Source organism: Thermoleptolyngbya sp. M55_K2018_002, assembly GCF_015295965.1.
GTDB lineage: Bacteria > Cyanobacteriota > Cyanobacteriia > Elainellales > Elainellaceae > Thermoleptolyngbya > Thermoleptolyngbya sichuanensis.
Genome location: NZ_DVEA01000429.1, coordinates 1 through 25,959, shown reverse-complemented (window position 1 = coordinate 25,959; position 25,959 = coordinate 1). Strand labels below are relative to the sequence as shown.

Sequence of the window (25,959 nt, the reverse complement as noted above, 5' to 3'; positions counted from 1 at the left end):
TTTAGGGTGAGGGGGAGCGGCAAAGTTACACATTGCGTCTCTAAAATATTGCGTCTCTAATAATGATTACCCACTTTGCGGTGGTGAACCGCTGTCAGCGAGTCGGGTTTGGAGACACGACCCGTGTCTACGCGGCTATAGACGATCCAGTGGTCGCTGCACTCCATCCGGCTGACGACTTCGCACTCCAGGTAAGCAAGGGCATCGGCCAAAATGGGCGAGCCGTTGGCGGCGGGATAGGTTTTGATGCCTGCAAAGCGATCGGCACCCGGCGGGAAGCGCTTTAGGAAGTGCTTCATGAGCGGCTGATAGTTGCCTTCTTCCAGCACGTTCAGCACAAAGCGATCGCCCACATGCATGAAGGACTCAATCGCCCGATCCTTGGCCACCGCAATGGAAATACCCAGCGGTTCCAGGCTGGCCTGAGCCACCCAGGACGCTAGCATGGCGCTGGCGGCATCGTTCTTTTGGGCAGTGATAATGTAGAGTCCACCGCTGAGGCGACCCAAGGCTTTGTCCAGGTCGTTGTCCAGCGACTTCATTTGCTTGATCGAGCGATCGCGCGTTAGCCATTGTCCCAGGTCGGTTCCGGCTTCGTAGCAGAGTTGCAGTGTCGCGTCGGTCGGCGTTTCCTTGATCAAAATTGGCGCGAAGGCTTCCGTCAGCCCAATTTCCTGAAAACGATTTCGCAGCGGGTAGACCGATTCGTCATCACCACCACCACTTTCAAACAGACCAACCGCCTGCTTGGCGTGGGCTGCGGCCAGGATCGTGCTGAGGGCGGCTTTGGTAGAAACTGCATCAGGGCCAGACTGTGGTGGCATCCCAATCACCAGCCCTGCGGCAATGCTCACCAGCACGCTGATTTCGTGGGGTTCCGCTGTCTTCAAGTCCACCAGTTCCACCGCCACGTCGGTCTTGCTAATGCCGTGGGCGATCGCCTGGGCCAGTCGTTCGCTGTGGGCATAGTCAGCGGTGTAAAACACGGCGACCGTGGTGGCTGCTTTGGCCTGGGCCTGGCTCCAGTCGCGGTAGAGGCCCATCATTTCGGGAACGTGGTGGCGAAGCAGCGGCCCGTGCCCCGTGGCGATGGTTTGAATATCCGGCAGTTCGCCAATCCGCTTCAGCGCCGCCAGCACCGAGCGGGCGTTGGGGCCCATCAGGCAGTCATAGTAGAGCTTATAGTCGGACTCCAGCGGTGCAAGGTCTTCGTCGTAGGTGCGCTCGTCGCAGAAGTGCATCCCAAAGGCATCGCAGGTGTAGAGGATCTGCGTCTTGTGGTCGTAGGTAAAGATGGTGTCGGGCCAGTGCAGGTTGGGCGCAGAGACGAATTCCAGTTCGTGACCCTGACCCAAATCGAGGCGATCGCCGCTTTTCACCAGCTTGCGCTCGAAGGGCTGATGCACCAGGTCTTCGAGGAACTGGATCGCCACCTTTGCGCCGACGACGGTGATTTTCGGGTTCAGTTGCAGCACGTCTTTCACCAGACCGCTGTGGTCGGGTTCTGTATGGCTGATGATGAGATAGTCGATCTCGGCGGGATCAATCAGCCCGGTGAGGTAGTCTAGATAAAGCTGGCGGAACTTTTCGTGGGAGGTGTCGATCAGCGCCACCTTGTCGCCGCGGATCAGGAAGGAGTTGTAGGTGGTGCCGTTTTCTAGGGCGAACTCGATGTCAAAGCGATCGCGATCCCAGTCGAGCGAGCGAATCGCGGTCGTGTCTGCTGCGAGGGGCGCAGTTTGGAGGGTGAGTCGCTTTTGGGCGCGGTCTACCAGAGCCACCATATACCTAGAACCTCCTGGTGATAAACAAAAGTTCTGCCAGAAATAGCCAGACGCAAAAGCCGATTAATAGAAGTCGATTGCGAAAATTCATTAAGCAACCTGTCTCTATTATCACCCTGTTCCTGAGAGTTTTGTAAACTTTCAATAAGTAAACCTGCTTATTAACGGAACTTATACTCGCCGGACTATTCAATAGGCTTTATAAATTTTCCGGCAGATTCCTGATAGATCCCTGGCCGATTCCTGGCAAATTCCTAGCCGATTCCTGACTGGATTTCGGGCTGGGTTACTTACTGAGCCATCGTCCCCTACTGAAGTTTTCTAACCCAAATTTTCTGCTTCCACTCCCCAAAGTTGACATAGAATGGCGGCGATTCTCCTCATCCTCTAACGCGCTTTTTAGCCATTCGCCATGTCCTTACGTCTTTTTCTACAGTCCGGCGTTGCAGCCTGCGGCCCAATCGGCTCGACTCGCTCTCTGGCGTTTTGGCTAGGGGTGGCGATCGCCAGCCTGTTTGCAACGGTGTCCCCCTCCCTGGCGCAATCCGTCGGTTCGCCCGCGGCCGGATCACCCACGCAGGGGCAGCCGATTCGGCTCAGTCAGTCCGCCCTCGACGACACACTCCAACTCAACGACAGCAGCGATGCCGTTGCCCAACTGCAAACCCGACTGACGCAATTGGGCTACTACAGCGGGCCAATTTCGGGAACCTTTGGGCCGCTGACGCAGGAAGCCGTGATCAAATTTCAGGAGGCGCAAGGTTTGGCGGCTGATGGCATTGTGGGGCCGGCGACGGCATCGGCTTTGGCTCGTGCGGGGAGTCCTGCGTCGGGGGCGGCTTCGTCGTCCGCTTCTCTTCTGCAAGTGGGAGATGCAGGGCCAGCGGTGACGGCCCTGCAACAGCGGCTAGCTACAGCAGGTTACTACCAAGGCCCGGTAGACGGCACCTTTGGCCCACAGACGGAAGCGGCGGTGCTGGCCTTTCAACAAGCACGGGGGCTAACGGTAGACGGGATCGCGGGGCCGGCGACCTTGGCGGCGCTGGCAAATGCTCCCCAGGCGATCGCCCAAACCAGCCCCCCCGCCACACCTTCAGCCAATCCTCAAGGTTCTGCCCAGCCTGTTTCCCCGCAGCCGATTACTGCTGCACCGCCGCCTGTCCAGTCCGCCCCTGTCGAACAGCCCGGCCTAGTGACGACCCCACCGCCCGGAGTCGTTGACCCAGCCAGCCCGGTCGTCTCTGTGCCGCCGATCGCCCCTACCGCCCCCCCTATTGCCGCCGCCCCGCCGGTCTCACCCAATCCCGTACTGCCGCCGCCCAGCGCAGGCGTATTGGAGTTGCAAAAGCAGCTATCGGAGCGGGGGCTGTATCAGGGGCCGCTGGATGGCGTGATGGATCTGGCTACTCAGCAGGCAATCGAGCAGGCGCAGCGCAACTACGGCCTGAGCCTGGGAGATTGGGCCCCTTAGGCGCGGTTGTGTTGATTTTGGATTTTGGGATTTGCGGTTTTGGATTGCTAGTCCATCGTTTGTAGGGCTTCTAGTAATTTCGGTGGTCGCTATGCTTAAGAGAGGGGAACATTGCGAAGCAAAACGGCGTGCAGCACCTGTCTACACGCCGTCTAGTATTCACTACAACCAGGTTTCTATCCCCTGGAGCTATTTGCGGCTTAGGGCTAGTCGATGAAGCCCATCAGCACGTCACCCGTTTCGTTGGCAACATCGTTGGAGGCGATGGGGCGACCGCCGGGCAACAGCGAGGCTTCGAGCAGGCGCGGATCGCTGGCGACGATAGGGCGACCGCCGGGCAGGGTCAGGTCGTCGCGCACCAGTAGCTCAGTCGCAAAAACCGGCCGCTGTCCCGGCAGCACGTCGTCCAGAACTTGAAGGCTGCTGGCTTCAATAGGGCGGTTGTTCAAAATCGTGCCATAGACCTCTAGCTTGCCTGCGGCAATAGGGCGCAGACCAGCCACCGAGAAATTTTCGTAGACTTCCATCTGGGCAGGGCCCACGGGGCGATCGCCCACATATCCCGACAGTTCACCAGCCTTCTTTCGCGGCTGCACCGAAAGCGCCGTTACATCGCTCGTATTCTCAGCAGGGGTTGTCTCTTCGGGTTTCACAGTATTTACCACGTCACTCACAGATTCCTCCTTTGGGGCACTTGCCACACCGCGCCCATTGCTTTGACCGACCTCAGCACCTTCCATTTGATAGGCACTCCTTATAAAACGACGATGATTAAATACTTCTCAGAATCTTTCAGATATCGCTAAACGCCTTAAAAGTCCCTTGCTAGAGTCCGTCCACCAACACAATGGTTCCCCAAAACGTCAGCTCTCTAAAAGCGAACCTGCTTCCAGTAAGCTTATGAAAAACGAACCCCCGATGCTGCTTCTCGAAGTACAAACTCTTGAGCAAAGACTTCCGGGCCAAGTGTCAAAACTGAATGCGTTGACACGACTTGCTCAGGGCACATCGCTAAGAGCAGGGTCGGCAGGCGAAACTAGACCAGCAGCGCTTGCTACGCTTAGCGTCGGTTAGTCATATTATACGGGCTTGCGGCCCTAGCTTAACTTCAGCGTCTCCTATCAAAATCATAGTAATAATTTAATAACTTTTTGAAATACCTTAACAAAGAAAAACTTATCGTTTGGTAGAACGCCTGAACTCAAATCTAAACCCAAGTGGCACGGAAATCCACACCTGCCGCTGTTGGATGCCCCGCTGCAATTCTGCGCGTATTTTGCGTATAACAGAGAAGGCAACTCCTCTCCAGGTTATGGCTCCATGAAACCGCGCACAGCATCTCCTCTAGGCTCACCGTTTGATTCGCCCCAGGTCATGGTTGACGCGAGCGCGACGGATGAGAGATTTGGCGAGGGCAGCAGGATGGAGTTTTATAGCCAGGACGAAGTGCAGCATATCCTTCAGGTGGCGATCGCCCGTCAGGCTCGGTCTTCTGACACGGTAGAGCATCTGACCCGCGCCCAACTGCTGGAAATTGCAGAGGAACTGGGGATTTCTCCTGGCGAACTCCACGAAGCCGAAATTGAGTGGCGGGCCCAAAGCGGCGAGATGCAGGAGCGGCAGGCGTTTGACCAAGCGCGGAAGGGGCGGTTTCAGCGGCGAGTCACGCGCTATTTGATTGTCAACGGATTTTTGGCGGGCTGTGCGCTGCTGGCGAGTGGTGGCGCGAGTATCATGGGCGTGCCCTACATTGCGCTGTTTTGGGGCATGTTTTTGGCGCTGGACGGCTGGAATACCTATGGACTGACGGGCGATCGCTATGAAGATGCCTTTCGCAGATGGCAGCGCCGCCATCGCCTCAAGCGCTCTGTGCATTCATTGCTGACCCGCTGGCTCAAGCTTTAGCATGTTTTCTGGATAAAAAAATAAAGGCTTTACGCTAACCCTTAAGCAGTTGCATTAACTGTTGCACTGCCAAGAGTTGTGGGAATTTTAGCGATAGGCTTCCCCAATTTTGAGCGCCGGGCATAGGCAAGCTGCTATTGCGGGTCGTCCGCTCAAAATTTTGATGGCAGGGTCGCCGAAGCGCTACCGACTGGCTAGAATGACAGTTATCGCCACATCTGGTGAATTTCGCAGACTACAGCGCCCGTCCTTTGTTCATCATACGTTCAGGTCGTCGCCCCACGGCTATTCCTCTTGCAGGCTTCGGCAGTGTTCTCGGGTGCAGTCTCCGCCCTGCGTCGTCCTGGGTATTCTGCAAAGTCTGGCGGATCTGGATCGGGGTTCATTACTTTGCTGGGCAGATGCTTTAGCTTTTTGGGTCAGCAAGTTGCGGTTGACTGTAGCGTCCTGAAGCCAGTCCCTCTTGCTGGTAACCTCAGCAGGCAGCGGTTTGAAAACCGAAGTTTTGAAAACCGGACGCATGGTCAGGGCGATCGCCCCTCTTCTCATTCCTCCCTTACTCCTTGCCAGGTCGAATTCATCGGAGCCTTGAGTCGGATGCCGTCAGACCCGAATATTGGTCGCATACTCCAAAATCGCTATCAGCTTGTCGGCCTGCTGGGGCAGGGGGCGATGGGCAAGGTCTACGAGGCAAGGAATAACCTGCTGGGTGGGGTGCCTGTGGCGGTCAAGTTTTTGTCGCAAACCCTGCTGAACCAAAAGATGCGCGATCGCTTCATGCGCGAAGCCACAACCTGCGCCCTGCTGGGCCAGCGGAGTATGCACATCGTCAACGTGACGGACTATGGCGTAGACGAAGACGAAATTCCCTACTACGTGATGGAATACCTCAAGGGGGATAGCCTGAGCGAAATCATCATGCGCCAGCCGCTGCCCCTGCCCCGCTTTTTGAACCTGACGCGCCAAATTTGCCTGGGCTTGCAGTGTGCCCATGAGGGGATTCCCGTCGATGGCGAGATTTGCCCCATTGTGCATCGTGACATCAAGCCCAGCAATATCCTGGTTACTCGTGACCTAAGTATGGGCGAGGTGGCGAAGATCCTGGACTTTGGAATTGCCAAAACGCTCCAGGCCGACAGCAACCAGACCAACTGTTTCATGGGCACGCTGGCTTACTCTTCACCAGAGCAGATGGAGGGGCATGAGCTAGATGCTCGCTCTGACATCTACAGCCTGGGCGTGATGATGTTTCAAATGCTGACGGGCAAGATGCCGCTGAATGCTGACACCCACAGTTTTGGCGGCTGGTATCGCGCCCACCATCAGCAGCCGCCGCGTTCGCTAGCCGAGGCCAATTCCAGCCTGCGGGTGCCCAAGGCGCTGGAAACGCTGATCATGAGCTGCCTGGCCAAGTCGCCGGGCGATCGCCCCCAAAGCGCCAACGAGGTGATTAAGCAGCTCAAGCCATTTGAAGAGCGCTATATTCCGGGACTCAACGTGGCAACGGTCATCGGAGACACGCTTAACAAAGTGCCCGTTACTAAGACCAAACCGCCGCTGTCTCCCGATACGATTAGCCGAGCCTATTCTTGGCCCGCCAACAAGCCCATCGGCGACATCTCGTTTCCCAATCCCATTCGGACTGACCAGGGAATGCTGCCTAGCATCTGGGTGATGCTCTCAGAACAGGAAATCTTTTCTCGCCAAGCCTGCACCCGCTATAACCAGTTTCTCTTTGCTCCTGCGCCGCATCCGTCGCTTCTCTGGCTGACGGTGCTATACACGCGCAAAGCGGGCGCACGCTGGCTGTCTTGCTATCTGGACTTGAAAACCCCCCAGGGACAGCAAATGACGCGACTTCTGAGCGAGTCGGGGCAATATCGGCTGCTGTTTTTTGCCAAAGAGGAGCCGCAGCACTGTGCCAACGTGATGACCTCGACCATTGCCCTAGCCCAATGTGAACGGCTTAAGCAATGGCTGACGATGGGCCAGATGACCCCCGGACTTAACCAGTTCAATACCACGAAAACCCAGCTCAAGCAGGCGCTGGAAGATCTGAAGCCCAAGATTTTGATGAAGCTCGAATCGCTTTATGACGACGGTGTTGACCTGTCGGGCTGAGCGGGTTGCAGAAACCTCAGAGCAAAAAGCGCACGGTGACAAACAGAGCGCTGGTAATCAGTTGCGCCACCATCACCGGAAAGCCGTAGTGAAAGAACCGCTTGAAGGAGATGCGGCGGCCGTGCTGCTCGGAAATGCCAGCGGCGACGATATTGGCCGACGCGCCGGCCAGCGTGCCGTTGCCGCCCAGCGTTGCGCCAAGCATCATGGCATAAAATAGGGGCAGCACCTCTGGCGGAAACTGGCCCGCGTAGCTCGGTTCCATCACCTCTGGGCCGACCATGCCCACATTAACCAGATATTGCTTCAGCAGGGGCACCATCGCCACCACCAGCGGAATGTTGGGCACGACGCTGGACAATAGCCCCACTAAAAACAGCAGCAGGATGGAACCCAGGAAAATGTTTTGTCCCAAAATTGCTGCCAGGATGCCAGAGATGCCGCCGATCACGCCAGTCTTTTGCAAGCCGCCAATCAGCACAAAAATCGACATAAAGAAAATCAGCGTACTCCAGTCCACATCGCGCAGGATGTTGTTGAGCGTATCAATCTTGCTGTGGTGGGCCAGCAGGAGGGCCAGCGCTGCGCCCATTAGCGCCACGCCCGCCGGGGAGACAGGGACGGGCAGCGACTCGCCAATGACGAAAAATACCAGCACCAGCGCAACGATAATCGCGCCGACAGACAGGACGCGGGGATGATTGATTTCTGGGTGGGGCAACTGGTCGAGGTTGGTTAGCTCAGTCCGCCAGATTTTGCGAAATAGGACAGGGGTCATGAGCAGGATGGTGAGCAGGGCGATCGCCCCTCCCAGGCTCAATCGGCTGAGATACTCGACGAAGCTGATGTTGATGGCATCGCCCACGATAAACGTTGCCGGGTCGCCCACCAGCGTCAGCAGTCCTGCACTATTGGATACCAGCACCATCAAGATCAGCAGCGGCACAAAGTCTACGCCCACGTCGGCCGCCAAAGGGGGCAACAGTGGAGCTAGCAGCATGACCGTCGTGGCATTGGGCAAAAAGGCGCAGACTAGGGAGGTGATGCCCGTGATCGCCAGCAGCAGTCGGCTGCCCTTGCCCTTGGCCAGAATGACCATTTGGGTCGCCAGATAGTCGAAAATCTTGGTTGGCTCAAACGAGCGCACCAGCACCATCACGCCAAAAAATAGGGCGATCGTGGAATAGCCTGCGCCAATGTAGCCAATCGCTTCGTTGAGCGTCATGACGTTGGTAAACACCAGCAGTAGCGCCCCCAGAAAAGCGGCGATGGTGAAGTGTATCCACTCCGTCATGACCAAAAAAATAACCGTGCAAAACAGGCCCAGAGCAAGAATTGCGGGTGTGTTTTCCAAGGCTGTTCTCCCTGTATGGATGAATGGTAGGCAATGAACCGGAGCGGAGATCAGGGAACGACTGCATGGAAGCTCAGCCTTTAAGTGTCTCCTCAGGTGACGGTTTGGCGCAAGGGGAATGGAGGATGGGGGACGTGTTTTTTGGGACGCGGAAAAGCAGAGAATTTTCGGACACTTGGCTTAGTGTAATTCGGGCTTGGGCAAAATCTGGCGATCGCCCCTCACTTGGCAGGGCGACCCCCAACACACAGTCTGCGCGGGCATCGAGTGAAACACAGCGCTGCGGGCCCCAATCACGGTATTTGACCCAATTTTGACCCCCGGCGCGATAAAGCAGTCAGCGGCGATCCAGGCTCCGTTGCCGATGGCGATCGCCCCAGTGATCAGCCCAAAGGCGGGATCGGTCACGTCATGACTGCCGGTACACAGGTAGGTCTTTTGAGAAATGACGCAGTGCGTCCCCACGCGAATCGGGGCAAGGCTGTAGAACACCACGTCATCCCCTACCCAGCTATGGTCGCCAATCTCGACTTTCCAGGGATAGGTGAATCGAGCCGTAGGGCGAATCACCACACCCCGCCCAATCTTGGCCCCAAACAATCGCAGCAGGGCCCGGCGCGGTGCATGGTGGCTATGCAGCGTCAGCGGAAAGGCGATCGCCTGCACCAGCCACCACAGCATCACCACCCAGCCGGGTCGCCCCCGCACAAAACCCCGTGGGTTATATTGCCGCAAATCAACTAGGGGCGGCGCATCCAGCCCAGGTTCCGGGATGTTCCCTTCTGCCGCTAGCCTCCGTCCTGCCGCTGGCCCAATCGGGATTGGGTTGCTCAACTCAGCAGAATCTTGCCCTTTTTCTGCCATTGAGTCTTCCTCCCATCCAAACCTTGAGTTGGGCATCCCGAAATCCTGCAATTCAAAAGCGTGCGATCGTGCAGCGGTGAAACTGATAGGAACCCCTGAGACACGCTATTCAAAACGCAGCCCAATTCCCAGCGATCTGCGTCTCTAAAGTAGCGTTTTCCGCACTTCAGCCGCCCCTAGCTTCTGCCCTAATATGTAATGTAAATCAACGGTTGAAGGTGCAGTTTGAGAGGCAGCCGTTTTGCGCTAAGCGTTTGCGCCCGATTTTTGCACTCAGAAACCTGCGTTGAAGTTAATATCGCTTGGCAGTTTGGTTCAGTTTTCGGAAGGTGGGGCTGAAAATGGGATTTTTCGATTCTGAAATCGTTCAACAAGAAGCACGTCAGCTATTTGAAGACTACCAATCGCTGATGCAACTGGGGTCGAGCTATGGCAAGTTTGACCGCGAAGGAAAAAAGATTTACATCGACCAGATGGAATCGATGATGGAGCGCTACCGCATCTTCATGAAGCGCTTTGAACTGTCAGAAGATTTCACCGCACAAATGACCGTTGAACAGCTCAAAACCCACCTCGGTCAATTTGGCATCACGCCCCAGCAAATGTTTGACCAGATGCACGCCACGCTAGAGCGCATGAAGGCAGAACTGGAGAAGAGTTAACGAGAGTTAAAGGTTAGAGGTTGTGTGCTTCAACCCTAACTCCCACCGCTCTCGCGAGATGCCAGTTCCTGCCAGTCCACCTTGCCTGCATGGATACTGGCTTGCTCGGTGGGAATATCTTCGGGCAGCAGCGTGGTCAGCACTTCGTCGGTGAGGTTGGAGAGAACTGCGAGGCGGTTGGCCTGCTTTTCGATGGTTTTTTCAAACAGGTTGCGGACGGTGCGCCCGTTGCCAAACGTGCGATCGCGCTTCACATACAGCGCCTCGAACCGCTTCAGGAGCGTATCGCGGGCTTCGGGCGTGAGCGTGAAGTGGTTCTTCTTGCCCATGCTTTCAAAAATCGCCAGCAGTTCTTCCGGCTTGAAGTGGTCGAAATAGAAGTAGCGGTTAAAGCGCGACTTCAGCCCCGGATTTGATTCGATAAACACCGACATCTCATCGGTGTAGCCCGCAACAATCACCACGAGGCGATCGCGATAGTCTTCCATTCGCTTCAGCAGCGTGTCGATCGCCTCCTGCCCAAAGTCCTTGCCCGTTTCTGGCGGCACCAGCGCATAGGCCTCGTCGATAAACAGCACCCCATCCAGCGCTGAGGTCACCACTTCATCCACCTTTTTCGCCGTTTGCCCCACATAGCCCGCCACCAGCCCCGCGCGATCGGTTTCGATCAGGTGCCCTTTTTTCAAAAAGCCTAGCCCCTGAAAAATCCGGCTCATAATGCGGGCAACGGTCGTTTTCCCGGTTCCCGGCGGCCCGCAAAACACAGAGTGCAGCGACACCTGGGTTTGCGCCAGCCCGCGCTCCTGCCGGATTTTCTGCACCTTTAGGAAATTGGTCAGGGTTTTCACCTCTTCTTTGATATTGTCCATGCCGACGAGTTCATCTAGTTCCGCCAGCGCTTTTTGCAAGATCTGGTCTAGTTCCTCTGGTGTTTTTTCTGGCACTGCCGCTTCGTCTGGAGGACTGGGGTCGGCAGGAGACGGGGCAGCGCCGCCCGTGGTTTGGGGCAGGGGCTTGGGAAGGGCGCTGGCAAGTCCCTGTTCGTAGCTCTCTAGAGGGGCGATACTGTGTAGCCCTTGCCAAATTTTCGACAGCGCCTCCATTTCCTGCATGGAAATCACGTCATCTGCCTTGGCGACCACCTGCGCGAATTTGTAGATGACGTTTACAGCCTCGCTGAGAAAATCCGTTCCCCGTTCTTCGTCCAGTTTTTTCACTAACGAGGGCAGGCTGAGTTGGTCGGGCTGAGCCGATGCTTTCACGCGCTCTAGAATGGTTTGCAGCGTGATTTTTTGATATTTGAGGCGATCGTCGCTGGAAAACTCCCATTTGCTGTTGGCGACGCTGAGGGTGTCTTTGTCATCGCGGATTAGTGCGTCCATCATCAGGTAGGCCAGCAGTTCCGCCGATCCAATTTCCTTGTTGCTGCGCCCGCAGATCTGCACCACTTTGGCAAAATCCGTCAGCGCAACTTCTGCGAGGCGCGGGTCATATTTAAGCAACGGCGCAAGGGATTTGTGCAGGTCGGTCACGTCTTGTCGCACTTGCCGAAAGCCAACAATTTGCCGAAAATCCACAGAATCCTCCTGGGCCGCTAGAGAAATCGTCTTAGAACACCGGTGGCACAACGTCGGGAAAACGGTGGCACAACGTCGGGAAAAGCTGTAGATATCTTAATCGTTTGCTGCGAATAGCGGCGGCCGCAAACCTGCTAGGATGGGCAAAAAATCGGCTGTAAACGCATTTGTAAACGCATTTGGCGATGAAAGAAAAGTTTCTGGAGTGGTTAAACCTGGCGCTGATGGCAAATCTGTTCTTCGTGCTGTTTGCCTTTGCTTGGTTTGCGATCGCCCTCCTCGGCAAATCCCTGAATCTCCCCCTGGGCTTCGATCTGTGGTACTCGCTCTGGGAACCCGTCTTTACGCCAGCCATTGGCATTTTGATGGCAGGCGCAATCCTCAGCGGCGTAGCCAGTTGGGTATCCAAAAAACTCAGCCCCGAAAAGTAGCAAAAACCCACGCTAATTAAGTCAAGTTTTCCATAGCAAGTTTTTCACATAGCCCAATCCAGACCACAAATACGACTGAGCCTAGACAATGCCTTTGCGATCAGTCTTTATCAAGAAACGCCCTGAAAGGCTTTCATGCAAGACTCGCAAACCTTATCTAGCTCAGTCGTATTCTGTCCAAGTCATGCAACTTCAAGCAATGCAGTGCATGAGCTGGACGAGAGGGATGTCTGAAAAATCGAGGCCGATAGCTGAAACCCTGCCTCTTCCGTTGAGCCGTCAGCGCTCAAACCTTGATGCTCCGTTGTAAGTCACCCTTTTCAGACTTTCAGATATTCTCTAACTAGGTTTCTGGCTCATCTTCGGCGCTATCGTCTTCAACAGCCTCCTCCTGGCTCCGCTTACGCATTATTTGTACCCCCAACCCAATTAGCCCCGGCAATAGCGCAGGGGTTGGAATGACATTGCCTGGAGGGGGAATTGGAGTTTCAATTTGTGGTGGCGGCGGTGGCATCACTATTGGTGTGGGGGTGGGTGTCGGCGTTGGGGACGACGGAGATGGTGGCGGTGGCGGCGGTGGCGGCGGTGTCACGCTTGGCGAGGGTGTGGATGTTGGCGGACGACGAGCGACCGAGCTACCCGAACCAGAAACCCAGCCAAGGATCATGATTATCAACCAAGCCACGAGTGAGATAATTTCAGCAGTTCCCATAATGTGCGATTGATTGAGTTTGGTTTCTAGCAGAAAGCGGCAAAAATGAGTACAGCATTCACGATCAAGAGTGAGAGAGCGACCCAATAGGTCGGAAGGAATCTTTGACTCCTACATTCAGCGATTAGCGGGGGTATGGGCGCGTGGAGATACGCACTCAAATTTGGGATAGCAGACCCTCCCTCCAATGCGAAAAACCCTGCCTGAAAAGCTGCTCAAGTTGCTTTTGAAACAGCTTTCCTTTTCAGGAACGCGAGTTTAGTTGCGATTCTAAAACGGAGCAATTGAGCGCCTCAGAGCTAGAAACCGAGATAACTCCCTCAACCGGAAAATCGGCTTCAAACTCTTGATTGAAAGTTCTCGAAAACTGTGTCCCAAGCCTGGTGCTCGGCGAAGTTTGGTTCAGAGGTAGTGCCTGGTAGATGGCTAGAAGCAACTGGAACAAGCTCCACTTTCAAGTGTGTAGCCTTACCTGTTGCCGTTGAGCCTTTCCATTTCATTTTTACTGGGGAATTCGCTGCAACCCGGTGACTTTACTCGCTTTACTGGGAAATTACTGAAGTTGGGCAGTTTGTTAAAGAAATGTTAAAAACTCTCGATTCCAGAAACTCAGTTTAGGGCTTATAGCTCTTGTCTTCGAGTAGGCTGGCTCTGCTGCTGATGGGAAGCTGAAATCCTGTGGTCTATCGTTTTATCGGCGTAGCCAGGGGATGTCGTGATTCCAGGGAATGCGGCGGACAATGAAGCGACAGAGAACGGCGTGGGTGGTTACGTCGTCATCGACCTGGCGCTCTTGCTCCACCAGCAGCAGCAAAAGCCGCAGCGAAAACTCTAGCTTGCCGTCATCGGGCAGTCCCCGCGCTGCACCCAGGTCTACCAGCGGCGCAGCCACCTGCAAAATGCCTTCTGGGGTACGCTTCAGCATGTCTTCTGCTACGATCCGCTCGCTGAGAGACTTGCCTGGTGCAATGACGCTGAACACCTGCGGACGAGAGAGGTCGAGATTCATGCTGGGCGTAATTCGGATGACTCGGCGCGATCGCCCTTGAAAATTGGTCAGCGAACTGCGATCCCAATCCACATAAATCGGCGCTGGAGATCCATTGCTAATGCTGAGTGCCAAATCAGTAATTGGCTCAAACCCATAGCGCGGCTTCAGCCCCACATTAATATTGACCTTGCCCTGCAAATCGGCGCGGGTCAGTTCTTCCTTCAAGCCATCTCGGTCAAGCTGTACCGTCGCCCAGTCTTCCATCTCGCCTAGCGCCTGCCGGGCCACGTAAACCAGCGTCAGCGCATACACCACAATAATCAGCAAATCTAAACCCACCATGAGCAATGCGCCTTATCAAGAGGCCGTATCGAGATCCTGAATCAAACCATTCCATTCAAATTTCTGAAGGCTAGTCAAACAAAACCGAATCCTTGCAAACAGTTCAGGCTCTCAAAACAATGTAAAAAGAGAGTAACATTATCAGAGATTCGGCTTGTCGAGTCCTGATGTTTCACTAACTAAGCTTCATCGGGCTGCGCTTGCAGGGCCGCATTCTAGTGTTGCACTTAAGCTAATCAAGTGGCAGGTGACTTCGTGTTTGTTCTCAGAGGCTACGAATACCTTCTAGGATTCCTCATTGTCTGTGGCATCGTTCCGTTTTTAGCGCTAGGGTTGTCTTGGGTGCTGCGTCCCAGCAAGCGAGCTGGCGTGGAGCGGCGCACTACCTATGAGTCCGGCATGGAGCCAATCGGCGGAGCCTGGATTCAGTTCAACATCCGCTACTACATGTTTTCGCTGGTGTTCGTCATTTTTGACGTGGAAACGGTGTTTCTCTACCCTTGGGCAGTCGCCTTTAACCAGCTAGGGCTGCTGGCCTTTGTTGAAGCGCTGATTTTCATTGCAATCCTGGTTGTCGGTCTTGTGTATGCGTGGCGGAAAGGAGCACTGGAATGGTCATGAATCCTGGCACAACGGAACCTAAGAACTTGCTAGAAGGTCTACAAAACCCCATCGGTCGCCCAGAGGTTACGAAGGATCTTTCGGAAAACGTGATCCTGACCACAGTCGATGATTTGCACAACTGGGCGCGGCTGTCGAGCCTCTGGCCGCTGCTCTATGGAACGGCTTGCTGCTTTATTGAGTTTGCGGCGCTGATTGGCTCCCGGTTTGACTTTGACCGCTTTGGTCTGCTGCCGCGATCCAGTCCGCGCCAGGCCGACCTAATCATCACTGCTGGCACTATCACCATGAAGATGGCTCCAGCGCTAGTGCGGCTTTATGAGCAGATGCCCGATCCGAAGTATGTGATCGCGATGGGAGCCTGCACAATTACGGGCGGCATGTTCAGCATGGACTCGCCAACGGCGGTGCGCGGCGTAGACAAGCTAATTCCCGTGGATGTCTACATTCCTGGCTGCCCGCCGCGTCCCGAAGCAATTATCGATGCCATCATCAAGCTGCGGAAGAAAATTTCTAGCGAAGCGCTGGCAGAACGGGGCGAAGTGGCGCAAGCCCACCGCTACTACACCATTTCCCACGGCATGAAGGAAGTATCGCCGATTCTGACTGGGAAGTATCTGGAGGCAGACACACGCAAGGCTCCGCCGAAGGAACTGGCCGAAGCGTTTGGAATGCCTATGTCGCCTGCGTTGGAAGCTGAAAAGGAGGCTGTGGATCGTGGCTGAAGAGACAACCCCTACTCCCCAGGAAACCCCTGAAGCTGCGCCGATTGTCGAAGTTGGCAAAGTGTCTAAGTGGCTCGCTGAGAACGGCTTTGAGCATGAAGCCCTAGAGCCGGATCATCTGGGTGTAGAAGTGCTGAAGGTGGATCGGGAGTTTCTAATTCCCTTTGCAACGGCGCTCTACGCCTATGGGTTCAACTGTTTGCAGTGTCAGGCGGCCTACGACGTGGGGCCGGGTGAAGACTTGGTGAGCACCTATCACCTCATCAAGATTGCCGATAACGTCGATCGCCCGGAAGAGGTGCGCGTGAAGGTGTTTGTGCCGCGTGAAGACCCGCGAGTGCCTTCGGTTTATTGGATCTGGAAGGGGGCCGACTGGCAAGAGCGCGAGAGCTACGATATGTATGGCATTGTCTATGAAGGGCATCCCAACCCGAAGCGAATCTTGATGCCGGAAGATTGGGTCGGTTTCCCTTTGCGGAAGGACTATATTTCGCCTGACTTCTTTGAATTGCAAGACGCTTACTAACGGTACTGAACAAGCGTTATTGGGCAAATTTGTCCGAATATTCCAGAATATTTCACCGGAATATTTCAAATGTAATGACTGGTTGTGTCGCGCCTGGGGGCTTTTTGCTCTTGGGCGTTTTGCTGTTTGGTATGGTAGCTGCTTAGTGGGGGATTTGGGTTAGTGCTGGAGTTGGGGCGATCGCCCCGACAAAAAACCGACAAAAACCCGACAAAAAGTTGATTCATCTGGGAAGTGCCGTGCTAAACTTGCGGGCAAAAATCGACATCTAGGAGGCGATCGCCCTTTGTCCGCTATCTGTAGCGCGATCGCCCGTCCCTCCTCTCACTTCTGCAAGCTTATGACGGCATCGTTTTTTTCTCTGTGGCATAGGTCGGATCTGCGCGCTAGGCGTTTAGCAGGGGGGTGGCCTTGGGTGCGGCTGGTGCTGGGGGCGATCGCCCTGGGTAGCAGTGTCGGCATTGCAGCGCCCGTCAGTGCAGGTCCGACCGAGCCAGGATCTACGAGTTTCATAGCGCAGCCCCAGCGCACGGCACAGCGCGTCGTAGATGGGCTGCCTCCGCCGCCGGATGCTGGAGTGGGAACGTTCTATCCGCAGCCGGGAGCCGCCGTGGGGTCAGACGGGCGCGGGGCAAGCACGGCCCAATTTTCGGGACAGCAGTACGTGGTTATCGTAAATGGCAACAGTCCGCTGCTGCTGTCTCAGGTGCAGCAAGTTGCCCCCGGCGCTGGACTCCAGTCCTATCAGGGGCAGCAGGTGATTCAGGCGGGTGTGTTTGGAGAGGAGTGGACGGCATCGCAGCAGGTGCAGGCACTAGCCGCGCAGGGGATTACTGCACAGGTCGTAGCCGTGTCGGGCGGCGTGGCTCCGGTGCAGACGATCTATCCCGACGCAGCCCAAGCCTCGCTCGACCCGCTGCCACCCGCGCCGCCCGTAGAGGTTCCTTTTGGGCAGTATCCAGCGCTAGAGCCACAGCCCGCCCCAGCCTATGACTATGGAACTGCCGACCGGAGTCGGGGCTACTACGTGCTGATTCCTGGATCGTCTGGCAGTCTGTCCCGCGTGAGCGAGCAGGTGCGGCTGCTGAGCGAGGGCTTTCCGGTAGCGGGGCGGGTGCAAGAGCGCGATCGCCCCCACGGGCCGCATGTGCTGGTGGGGCCCTTTTCGGGGCGCAGCGCTGCCGAGCGCTGGAATCGCTACTTCCGGGACTTTGGGCTAAATGCGCGAGTGCATTACGAGCGATAATCGCTCCTTGTGCTGAAACCGTCGCTTAAGCCATTAGGCCTGAGCCATTACACCTGAACCATTAGGCTTGAGCCATTACGCCTAAGCCGTCTTTCGCCTAAGCTGTCAGGTTGAACCGCTGAAGCTGGGCCTCTAGCGCTTGGGGCAGCAGCTTTCGCAGTTCGGTCTTGTTGCGAAAGGGCAAGCGGCTGGTGCTGGGCAGGTCGAAGGGAAACTGGCCAGGCACGTCCGAGCGCTCCATCTGCGCTAGCAAGATCTGCTCCGATCGCTTGCTCTGGAGGGCGTAGCCAATTTCAACGCAAACCTTGGGGTCGGGAATCAGTTGCGGCGGTGTGCCGTCTAGATGCAGAATTGGCGTGCCGTCGGCAATAAATAGCAGCGACTTGCGAATCTTCCGCATCAGGCTGCTGCTGAGGCGGGCGGGGCCATCCGTCAGGCGGTGCGACTCCTCCAGGGTAAGGGAAATGCGCGATCGCCCGTTGAACTTTTCAATAAAGGTTTGTAACTCCTCGCGCAGCAGGTCGCTAGATTCATCGAACTGCGTCTGGTAGCACAGGAAAATAGTCGGATCAAGCTGCGACAGCGAATCCTGCTTGACGAAATACATTTCGTGGCTGATCAGGTCAATATTGGCGATCGCATAGCCGCCGCTGCCCTCGATGTAGAACTCTACCGTGTCACCATCCAGATAGCGCTGAAACCACTCCGTTTCCCGCACCTCGGCACTGTCGTCGAGAAAATCGGCCCGCAGCGCCGACTTGAGCAAGCTATTCTTGCTGAGGCGGAGGTCATGGGGGCGCTTTTCCACCTCGCGAATTGGCTCGTATTCTCGCAAATACCAGGCTTTTAGAGCAATGATAGCCATAGATGAGTCTCTCGCAGGCGAGGATGGAATGAGTCTAGATTACAGGCGATCGCCGCCCAGTCAAACCGGAGGGTATCTTTGCTTCGGCGGCCCAACATCTGCTCCATCAATATAGGACAATTGTACTATATTTTCGGGATGTCGGTTGCGCTCTCTTTGCCCCGATGCGTGATAAACGGAGTCGCTTGTTAAGCTTACGTCAGGTTTTAGACTGCTGAATCCTAAAATTCGGGCAATTCCCACCCAGACACGCGAGTTTCCGCATGAAAAACCCTTTTTCCCAGGTATTTCAGCTTTTCTTTTTAGCCGTACTGAAATGGCAAAAAGACAACTGCCTGGATATGGGCGCAACGCTTTCTTACCACGCGCTGTTTTCCCTGTTTCCGCTGCTGCTGCTGTCGCTGAGCCTGTTGGGGTCGCTGCTGGGTCGCAATGCCGAACTCTATACCAGCCTGCAAACCCTCTTGCAGGAGGCGTTGCCACCAGAAGCCTACCGCATCGTCGAAAGCTCAGTGCTAGTTCCGGGGCAAGACACCCTCAGCATTGGGCTATTAGGTCTGGTGTTTCTGCTGGTTGCTGCCAGCAACTTTTTCTACTCGCTCGATCGCGCGTTTGACAAAATCTGGGGCGTTGCGTTTCAGCCAGAACCGGGGCAAAGTGCCTGGAAAATCTTGCGGGTGCTGCTGCGTAAAAAAGCGTTTTCTGTGATGCTGGTGATTGGCACTGCGCCGCTGCTGTTTGTGTCACTGGTTTCCGATTTATTAGTCCAAACTGGACTGGAGCTTTTAGAAAAAACGGGCGGCACGAGCGCTTTTCTAGAGCCGTTGGGGATTGATTCGGTAGAGATTGTCTGGGCGCTTCAGGCGCTCTTTTCGTTTCTAATCCTGGCGCTGATCATTATGATTCTGTTTCGGATTTTGCCCTCTACCAATGTCACTTGGGGGGATGTTTGGCTGGGGGCATTACTCACCGCAGGAATGCTGCTCTTGCTGCAATATTTGGTGCATAACAGCGTGCTGTCGCTGGGCGATCGCTTTCGATCCTATGGAGTCGTGGGCCGGGTCATGGTGCTAATGTTTTGGATTTATCTCACCAGCCAGGTCTTCTTTTTGGGCGGCGAACTGACCTGTGTGTATGCCCAGCTTTTTGGCAGTCGGCGCAACGCAGACCCACAGCAAGAGCCATCGCTAGAATGATAGAAAAATAATAGAAAGCCTGGGGAAAATACTTTAAAATTCCAATACTTAAAATTCAATACTTTAAAATCCAACAGCACCCAGCCTCTCTACCGTTTATTTTCCCCTTTTCACAGCCACTTCGTAGAGCCTCACAGACATCAAAACTGAACGATTTATTCGATTGGTTCAACTAATTGATCTAACTAATTGATTCAATCAATTCATTCAAGTTCGGTCGATGTGATTACACTCCCTATGTTGCCAGATGGGAAAATCTCAGTTCTTGAGTTGGGTGCTGTTGGGTTGGACGAGACAGATTGTAATAAACAGCGCTTTTACCTCTGTAGTGAACGTGTGAACTTGGCTGTTAATCTGCCAGGGAAGCCAGCAGATGAAGCGCTCTTAAAAGCTAGATCACCTATTAGCTTCAAGATTAAGAATAGACGATCTAGAGATGAAATCAAGTTGATGAAATCAAAGTTTACCTGCGGCGCTTTTATGTAAACTTTGAGCCAATTTCCTAACGTTTGGTAACGATAGCGGGTTGAAATCACAGAAACAGGCAGGCGGTTCAAGCAAGCGATCAAATCATCAAACAAATCATCAAACATCCGACTTGATCCGGCGAATCGGTAAGTTCGCGATTAGCGCTGTCGCCCGCTGGTTGTTTTCCAGCATAAATTCTGTCCCCTCCTGATCGATCTCCACATAGCGCGACACCACCTCCAAGATTTCCTGGCGCATCTTTTCGATCGTGGCTGGCGGCAGATCCGTGCGATCGTGAGCCAGCACTAGTTGGAGGCGCTGCTTTACCGTTTCGCGGCTAGACACTTCGGGCTGGCGGGGGAAGAGACGGTCGAGGAGTTCGCTGAGCATAGGGCAGGGCTAACTGGGGAGGATGGTGAGGAGAGAAACCCCCGTGCTAAAGAGGGTCGGCACTGGCTAGCGCGAAGGGCTACGGAACATGCGGCGGATGCGAGAGAGCAGGTCATCATGGCTGGCGGTGAAGTCCAGAAAAGGCACCGTTTCACCTTCTAGGCGGCGGGCGATATTGTCAAACGCTAACCCCGCTAGCGAGAGCTTTTGCGATAGCACCAGCGGTTCGCCTTTATTCGTCGAGACAATCACGCGCTCGTCGTCTGGAACTACGCCCAGTAGGGGAATTGCCAGAATTTCCTGGACATCGCTGACCGACATCATCAGGTCATCTTGCACCATTGAGGGTCGGAGGCGGTTGACGATGAGGTGCTGTTTTCGCACGTCGTTGGCTTCTAGCAGCCCCACGACTCGGTCGGCATCGCGCACGGCGGAGATTTCAGGCGTGGTGACGATCAGCGCTTCCTGGGCAGCGGCGATCGCATTTTGAAAGCCCATCTCAATGCCTGCGGGGCTATCCACCAGGATGAAGTCAAACTGCTCCTTCATCGTTTCGATGAGCTGCTTCATCTGATCTGGATTTACCGCGTCTTTGGTGCGGTTCTGGGCTGCGGGCAGCAGGGCCAGATTAGGCTGTCGCTTGTCTTTAATTAGCGCCTGATCTAGCCGACATTCGCCCGCGATGACCTCCATCGCCGTGTAGACGATGCGATTTTCTAGCCCCAGCAGCAGGTCTAAGTTTCGGAGTCCAAAGTCTGCATCAATCACCACGACCCGCCGCCCCCGCTTGGCCAATGCCATGCCCAGGTTCGCAGTCGTCGTGGTTTTGCCAACACCGCCCTTGCCCGATGTGACGACAATAATCCGAGTCATGAAAATCGCCCCTAATGCTCCTAAAGCTGTTTGAGTAAACCCTGAACGAATGAAACCTTGCGGAGATGAAACCGAAACTCTGGTCGATGCAATTTAGCAGTGCGATTCAGCAGTGCAATCTAGCAGTGTAATCTAGCAGCCGCCCTGACAGGAGACATCTTTTGCACAAAACCCTGAACCCTGGATTCTGTTAGGCATCGGGCGCTAACAGCCGCAGCTTGGAAAAATCTGCCGAGCGAGTAATACGAATCCCTTCCGAGGCCACGTAGGCCACTTCCGGATAAAACTGTTCGGGTGGTTTTTCGGGAGCGCGGGCAAGCTGCTCGCCGATGCGGAGTTGGGTTGGCTCTAGCCGCAGCGCCATGATCAGACAGCGGGGATTGCCCGATGCGCCCGCGTGGGCCACGCCACGTAGCGTCCCCCACACCACAATATCGCCATCGGCGACGATCGAGCCGCCGGGGTTGACATCGCCTAGCACGACTACAGTGCCTGGGTGCCGGATTTCCATACCCGAACGCACCGTCGTTTCGACATAGAGCGGTTCTGCCAGCGCTTGGCCGGTGGCTTCGGCGGGGGCGTTGAGATGGGCAACGGGCGTGTGTTGTTCCACCGAGAACCCGACCGTCGCTGCTGCCACCGCAGTTTGCCGACGACTGGTGTAGACCCGCTTTAGGCAAAGCTGCTCTTGGGCTAAGGCTTCGTCGATGGACTGGAGTTGGCGCACATCCAGGAGGCGATCGCGCGCGATGAGATGCACGGAGGTATTCGGCTGCCAGAAGCGATCGCCCGCGCTGAGTCGCTGCTTGAGCTGCTGCCAGAGGTCGCCCCAGCTTACGGCAAACTCGCTCTCGCCTTCTGGCGGCAGCATCAGCAGCAGGCGGCCGCCTTCACTCTTAAAGCGAACCTGCGAATTGGGATGGGCGGCATCGGCGGGGGGCTGGGGCAGGGCCGACACCGTAGACACGGGGGAGGAGTCAGAAGTCATGAACCCAAAGGATGACGATTATGCAACAGGGCGAAATAACTATCCATATTAGTCGCGGGAGCGAGATTCGGAAAATGTTTTTCGCAGGATGGGGTAGCGCACTCGATGCCTAAGCCGCAGAGTCTCCCTAAGTTGCAGAGTCTACAGGTTGCAGACGCACAGATTGTAGACGCACAGATGGCAAACTCATAGATGCAAACTCACAGATGCAGATTCACAGGTTGCAGACTCATAGATGGCAGATTTACAGGTTGCAAATTCATTTACAGGTTGCAACTCAATAGATGGCAGAAGATGGCAGATTTACAGGTTGTAGGGTCTACAGATTGCAGACTCACCTCAGTTAAGGTCGCCTAAGGTCGCCGACTGCCCAGCGCCGCCCAGTCTTTTAGCGTCGCCGGGGTCCACAGCCAGTTCTTTGCCAGCGCCGTTTGATCGAAGCTGGCTGGATTGCTCAGCATTACCATTTGATAGTATGCGGCAGACTGTTTCAGTAGCTCGGTTGCACCCTGAGAAAACCTGGGATCGAGGGCTGCCTGTTGCAACGCCAGCGCCACTCCAGCGTAGGCGGTCAGCGCTTCGGGATTGGTGACAGACTGAATTGGCGGCGGACAGTTGAGGGCGGCGCGGTCGTCTGCTGCGTCTACGGAGTCGGGAATCGGCTGTGCCAGCATCAGCGCCGCCGCCCGACACCAGACTCGCGCTGCGTCTACAGATTCACCCTTGGCATAGTGGGCAAAGCCCAGCGCATTCCAGTAGGCGGCGGCATCGGGCCGTCCCTCGGCCGCCAGTTTCCAAAACCGCTGCACGTCGTCCACGCTGTAGATATTTCCCTCCTGCTGCTGCCATTGCCATCCCAGTCGCCCCATCAAAAACATTAGTTCGGGATAGCTGGCATTGCGCCATTCGGAGGGCACTGCGTCGAGGGCGACTTTGGCATCCAGCAGCGCATTTTGATCCAGCAGTTGGGCGATCGCCTTTTCCGCTTCGGGCAGATTTTCGCGCTTCAGGTTTAAGATAGCCGCGCCCGCAAGCTGGCTGGTTTCAGTCGTGCCAACGGGCATCGGCGGCACGCTGGGCGTATAGGCGCTGTCCATCGGCGGCAGCAAATCAGCGGGTGATGGCTCGCGGCGGAGCAGTCCCATCGTGTAATGAAACGAGGAGAGGGCGATCGCCATTGCGCCTGCACCCGCCAGCGGCAGCAGGATGTGCTGCTTTTGCAGTCGGCCAGGTTTGCGGGCGGGATGGGCTGCCCGGCTGTCCCGCAGCGCCGGAATGCGATCGGCTGTGGGAATCGTGTCTACAGGCGGAATCGCTCGGTGAGAATCCTGGGGTGTAGCCGTCTGCTGCTGGGAATCTGGCTGGGAATCTGGCTGGGAATTTGGCTGGGAATCCTGCGGTGGCGCAGCTGCTTCTAAAGAGTCCGGGAAGGGAGCAGGCGCATGGCTAGCCAGCCACCGATAGGTCGCCGCTGGAGACACGGGCGCATCCACCGGGCGGGCATCCTGAGTCGCGTCGGTGGCCACGTTCATCAGGTCAACGGGGCGGGGGGTTAGCTGCTGCAACAGGTCTGCGGCATTGGCGGCATTCGCCGTTTCGGTCTGCTGAGGAGCGGGGGCAGAAGACAGACTGAGGGAGGTTGGGGCGGTGCTGTGGTCTGCCGGAGCTGCGTGCTGTGCCAGCAGCCGACCCAGGTAGCCGCCAGGAAGTTCCACGGGCGATTCTCGTAGGGATTGCTTCGCGAATTGCCCCTCTGCTGCTGGTTGATCCGCCGTACCCACTCCCTCTGCTGGAGCAGATGGCTCTTGGTCATACCGTCCGAGGGTAAATAAGCCAGCACCCGGATGATGAATCGGCCACTGGGCGAGTCTGGATTCTGCCGCCTCGTCTACCCGTTCGCTGCTGGTGGGCTGCACCTCTACCAGGCTGCCACTGCTGGCAAAGTCAAAATCAAACGGGTTTTCGGTGGCGACGGGCGCATCGAAATGAAACGGATTGTCGAATTCCAGCCCTGGCGCGGCCCAGTCGTGATCGAGCAACACCGCCCGCGAAATGAGTTCAAAATCCTCATCTGGCTCCAAATCTGGCTCCAAATCTGGCTCTAGCAGTCTCGACGGCGACAGCACCAAAGACGGCTCCTCCCCGGCCAGCAGCGGCAGGTCATAGGAGGGGGGAAACTGCTGCAACCGATCGGCGGGATTGATATGGTGGCGATTCCCGCAGGGATCGCTTCGCGAATCGCCCACCAGGTATCCGTCAAACGCAGGGTGTAGGTACAGCACGGGCAGCGCCCAATACAGTTGATTGGACGTGTAGGACGAGATCAGTCCCTGCCGCGCCCGACTGAGGCTGAGGTCGATGGGGAAGCCCCGCCGCAGGTTGCGATAAAACAGGCGGGTCAGCGTCAGCGCTACGTCGTCGGGAATCTTTTCGGCCATCGCCAGTACAGCAGGAATGCCCCGGCTGACCAGCGCTTCGGCCAGGTTGCGCGTGTCCTGAGCAGGCTGGGCTTCGGCAGACGATCCAGCAGCGGGAACGGCGGTGTGTGCGCCCCGGCAGGAGTTGAACACCACCAGGCGAATGTCGTTATTCACCAGCAGCCCGGCCAGATCGTCGCCGCTGAGGGTTTCCGTGAGTCCCGTGCGCGAGTTGACCAGGTACAGATTGCCGCCGGATGCGCCCAGATTGCTGTGGCCTGCGTAGTGCAGGATATGGAAATGCCCCTGCTCTAGGGCGTGGGTCAGTTCTTCGCGGCCGGGCTGCTCCAGCACAGTCAGTTCTAGCTGGGGGTGCGTGCCCAGTCCCTCCAAACCTGGCCCGGCGGGTCGCCGCAGTTCTTCTTGCAAATGCATGGCTTCGCGCATTAGCTCTAGCCGCTCCTGATCGGTGGGCGTGGCAACCACCATGAGGATGCGGACGGGCTGCGTGGGGCTGAGGGGACGGAGCGATCGCCCCCCCATGACCTGGATGCCCGTTTGAAAGCGGGAAAACACGACATCGGTTCCCGTGGCGATGGGATGGCGCAGATTGCCCAAACTGTCGCGATCGCCCCCGTTCATCACCTCCCACGGCAGCCGGGGCAGGCGCGACCCCTTCAGCCCCAGCCGCAGCCGCAGCATTTCGCCTTGGTGTTGGGCAATGCCCCGTGCAATCATCCAGCTATTCCGCAGCGTCCCCTGAAACAGCGCGTGATACAGCGTTTCGCCCAGTTCTGTGAGGCTGACGGGCAGCTCGTTCTCATACTCAGATCGACGCGGCAGCTCAAACCCACCCACTCGATAAAATCCGTGCCCCCGCAGCAGTCCCAGCAGCGGGTCATCCATCAACTGCCGCGCCAGCGCCAGCCATTCCTCTACTGTCCAGCGGAGTTGCTCCTCCGCCAGCGGCACACCCGGCGCAACCCGCTCGGTTCGCACCAGATACTCGTCATTGCCCACAGGGGTTACGGAAAGATGAAACTCCTGAGTCACGGCTGTAGCGCTTCCCTAATGTGTGATGGATAGGGGCTTTCCATCTGATGTGGGGCGATCGCTAGCCAAAGTCCCAGAAGCCAGGAGACTCGTGTTATCCACACCTGGGGCGAACGCACCCGCAAAAAAGCCCATCGCGAGATAGCTCGTGCGGTGTTGCCCAACGACGCGCCAGAGGTTGCGCTGCAATGCCTGGGGGTGGCCCAATTTAGCCAGCCGTCGTGCGGAGCAAACCGCTTGATAAAACGTGTGGTAGTCTGTCCCTGCTTCTAGATCCAGAATAGCGCTGTTCGCGTGGCCTTGCGACAGAATCGCATAAAGCCCAACGAAGCCATTTCCGACGGTGGGTGAGGGGCGATTCGCGAAGCGATCCCCAC

The 25,959-nt window shown here is 56.2% G+C and carries 24 protein-coding genes; 11 read left to right on the top strand and 13 right to left on the bottom strand.

Annotation, left to right across the window (positions count from 1 at the left end):
• Nucleotides 1–56: 56 nt before the first annotated feature.
• On the bottom strand, nt 57–1,784 hold the full coding sequence (locus IGS51_RS21370; RefSeq protein ID WP_297080781.1) for a diflavin flavoprotein: 1,728 nt from the start codon (nt 1,782–1,784) through the stop codon (nt 57–59).
• Between the two features lie 412 nt (nt 1,785–2,196).
• Here IGS51_RS21370 and IGS51_RS21365 point away from each other — a divergent pair, with 412 nt between their 5' ends.
• Nucleotides 2,197–3,255, top strand: coding sequence for a peptidoglycan-binding protein (locus tag IGS51_RS21365; protein WP_297080779.1), 1,059 nt, complete (start codon nt 2,197–2,199; stop codon nt 3,253–3,255).
• 206 nt (nt 3,256–3,461) lie between these two features.
• Here the strand turns inward: IGS51_RS21365 and IGS51_RS21360 are convergent, their stop codons facing one another.
• Nucleotides 3,462–3,929, bottom strand: coding sequence for a hypothetical protein (locus IGS51_RS21360; RefSeq protein ID WP_297080777.1), 468 nt, complete (start codon nt 3,927–3,929; stop codon nt 3,462–3,464).
• 700 nt (nt 3,930–4,629) lie between these two features.
• On the opposite strand from IGS51_RS21360, the gene IGS51_RS21355 reads away from it, so the two are divergent.
• Both IGS51_RS21355 and IGS51_RS21350 read left to right on the top strand, forming a co-directional pair.
• A complete protein-coding gene (locus tag IGS51_RS21355; protein WP_297080775.1) occupies nt 4,630–5,160 on the top strand; it encodes a 2TM domain-containing protein in 531 nt (176 codons plus the stop codon).
• A gap of 597 nt (nt 5,161–5,757) precedes the next feature.
• Nucleotides 5,758–7,281 carry a serine/threonine-protein kinase gene (locus IGS51_RS21350; protein ID WP_297080800.1) on the top strand — a complete coding sequence of 508 codons (1,524 nt, stop codon included), beginning with the start codon at nt 5,758–5,760 and terminating at the stop codon, nt 7,279–7,281.
• Between the two features lie 16 nt (nt 7,282–7,297).
• Here the strand turns inward: IGS51_RS21350 and IGS51_RS21345 are convergent, their stop codons facing one another.
• Together IGS51_RS21345 and hpsU are read right to left on the bottom strand one after the other, a co-directional pair.
• Nucleotides 7,298–8,635: an SLC13 family permease gene (locus tag IGS51_RS21345; protein WP_297080773.1), complete on the bottom strand. Its 1,338-nt coding sequence runs from the start codon at nt 8,633–8,635 to the stop codon at nt 7,298–7,300.
• A 180-nt stretch (nt 8,636–8,815) separates the two neighbouring features.
• Complete coding sequence (hpsU, locus tag IGS51_RS21340) at nt 8,816–9,499, bottom strand: hormogonium polysaccharide biosynthesis acetyltransferase HpsU (protein WP_297080770.1); 684 nt, start codon at nt 9,497–9,499, stop codon at nt 8,816–8,818.
• A 341-nt stretch (nt 9,500–9,840) separates the two neighbouring features.
• Here hpsU and IGS51_RS21335 point away from each other — a divergent pair, with 341 nt between their 5' ends.
• A complete protein-coding gene (locus IGS51_RS21335) occupies nt 9,841–10,161 on the top strand; it encodes a DUF1825 family protein (protein WP_172356051.1) in 321 nt (106 codons plus the stop codon).
• Between the two features lie 35 nt (nt 10,162–10,196).
• Here the strand turns inward: IGS51_RS21335 and IGS51_RS21330 are convergent, their stop codons facing one another.
• Nucleotides 10,197–11,738, bottom strand: coding sequence for an AAA family ATPase (locus tag IGS51_RS21330; RefSeq protein ID WP_297080767.1), 1,542 nt, complete (start codon nt 11,736–11,738; stop codon nt 10,197–10,199).
• A 185-nt stretch (nt 11,739–11,923) separates the two neighbouring features.
• Here IGS51_RS21330 and IGS51_RS21325 point away from each other — a divergent pair, with 185 nt between their 5' ends.
• Entirely contained in the window at nt 11,924–12,169 is a 246-nt protein-coding gene (locus IGS51_RS21325; protein WP_297080765.1) for a hypothetical protein, read from the top strand.
• Nucleotides 12,170–12,512: 343 nt separating this feature from the next.
• Here the strand turns inward: IGS51_RS21325 and IGS51_RS22485 are convergent, their stop codons facing one another.
• Nucleotides 12,513–12,683: a PTPA-CTERM sorting domain-containing protein gene (locus tag IGS51_RS22485; RefSeq protein WP_367279404.1), complete on the bottom strand. Its 171-nt coding sequence runs from the start codon at nt 12,681–12,683 to the stop codon at nt 12,513–12,515.
• Between IGS51_RS22485 and IGS51_RS21320 the strand changes: the two genes are divergently transcribed.
• Nucleotides 12,650–12,838: a hypothetical protein gene (locus IGS51_RS21320; RefSeq protein WP_297080762.1), complete on the top strand. Its 189-nt coding sequence runs from the start codon at nt 12,650–12,652 to the stop codon at nt 12,836–12,838. The two genes, IGS51_RS22485 and IGS51_RS21320, sit on opposite strands and share 34 nt — an antisense overlap.
• 734 nt (nt 12,839–13,572) lie before the next feature.
• Here IGS51_RS21320 and IGS51_RS21315 read toward each other — a convergent pair.
• On the bottom strand, nt 13,573–14,214 hold the full coding sequence (locus IGS51_RS21315) for a hypothetical protein (RefSeq protein WP_172356044.1): 642 nt from the start codon (nt 14,212–14,214) through the stop codon (nt 13,573–13,575).
• Between the two features lie 255 nt (nt 14,215–14,469).
• On the opposite strand from IGS51_RS21315, the gene ndhC reads away from it, so the two are divergent.
• The 4 genes from ndhC (at nt 14,470) to IGS51_RS21295 (ending at nt 17,332) form a co-directional block, all read left to right on the top strand.
• Nucleotides 14,470–14,835 (top strand): photosynthetic/respiratory NAD(P)H-quinone oxidoreductase subunit C, encoded by a 366-nt coding sequence (ndhC, locus tag IGS51_RS21310; RefSeq protein ID WP_297080761.1) that lies wholly within the window; start codon nt 14,470–14,472, stop codon nt 14,833–14,835.
• Nucleotides 14,826–15,560: an NADH dehydrogenase subunit K gene (locus IGS51_RS21305; protein WP_367279403.1), complete on the top strand. Its 735-nt coding sequence runs from the start codon at nt 14,826–14,828 to the stop codon at nt 15,558–15,560. The genes ndhC and IGS51_RS21305 overlap by 10 nt, the downstream gene beginning before the upstream one ends.
• Nucleotides 15,553–16,086 carry an NAD(P)H-quinone oxidoreductase subunit J gene (locus IGS51_RS21300; RefSeq protein ID WP_297080759.1) on the top strand — a complete coding sequence of 178 codons (534 nt, stop codon included), beginning with the start codon at nt 15,553–15,555 and terminating at the stop codon, nt 16,084–16,086. Before IGS51_RS21305 ends, IGS51_RS21300 begins: the two co-directional genes overlap by 8 nt.
• 415 nt (nt 16,087–16,501) lie before the next feature.
• Nucleotides 16,502–17,332 carry a hypothetical protein gene (locus IGS51_RS21295; RefSeq protein WP_297080756.1) on the top strand — a complete coding sequence of 277 codons (831 nt, stop codon included), beginning with the start codon at nt 16,502–16,504 and terminating at the stop codon, nt 17,330–17,332.
• Between the two features lie 97 nt (nt 17,333–17,429).
• Here the strand turns inward: IGS51_RS21295 and IGS51_RS21290 are convergent, their stop codons facing one another.
• A complete protein-coding gene (locus IGS51_RS21290; protein WP_297080755.1) occupies nt 17,430–18,197 on the bottom strand; it encodes a hypothetical protein in 768 nt (255 codons plus the stop codon).
• A gap of 263 nt (nt 18,198–18,460) precedes the next feature.
• On the opposite strand from IGS51_RS21290, the gene IGS51_RS21285 reads away from it, so the two are divergent.
• Nucleotides 18,461–19,393 carry a YihY/virulence factor BrkB family protein gene (locus IGS51_RS21285; RefSeq protein WP_297080753.1) on the top strand — a complete coding sequence of 311 codons (933 nt, stop codon included), beginning with the start codon at nt 18,461–18,463 and terminating at the stop codon, nt 19,391–19,393.
• Between the two features lie 585 nt (nt 19,394–19,978).
• Here IGS51_RS21285 and minE read toward each other — a convergent pair.
• The 5 genes from minE to IGS51_RS21260 form a co-directional block, all read right to left on the bottom strand.
• Nucleotides 19,979–20,251, bottom strand: coding sequence for a cell division topological specificity factor MinE (minE, locus tag IGS51_RS21280; RefSeq protein ID WP_068513308.1), 273 nt, complete (start codon nt 20,249–20,251; stop codon nt 19,979–19,981).
• 66 nt (nt 20,252–20,317) lie between these two features.
• Nucleotides 20,318–21,124 (bottom strand): septum site-determining protein MinD, encoded by an 807-nt coding sequence (gene minD, locus IGS51_RS21275; protein ID WP_297080750.1) that lies wholly within the window; start codon nt 21,122–21,124, stop codon nt 20,318–20,320.
• 190 nt (nt 21,125–21,314) lie between these two features.
• The gene (gene minC, locus IGS51_RS21270) at nt 21,315–22,112 is read right to left on the bottom strand and encodes a septum site-determining protein MinC (protein WP_172356028.1); all 798 of its coding nucleotides are present in this window, start codon (nt 22,110–22,112) and stop codon (nt 21,315–21,317) included.
• A gap of 353 nt (nt 22,113–22,465) precedes the next feature.
• Nucleotides 22,466–25,582 carry a CHAT domain-containing protein gene (locus IGS51_RS21265; RefSeq protein WP_297080749.1) on the bottom strand — a complete coding sequence of 1,039 codons (3,117 nt, stop codon included), beginning with the start codon at nt 25,580–25,582 and terminating at the stop codon, nt 22,466–22,468.
• Nucleotides 25,583–25,597: 15 nt separating this feature from the next.
• The coding region (locus tag IGS51_RS21260; protein WP_297080748.1) for a hypothetical protein at nt 25,598–25,959 on the bottom strand (362 nt) is incomplete at its 5' end.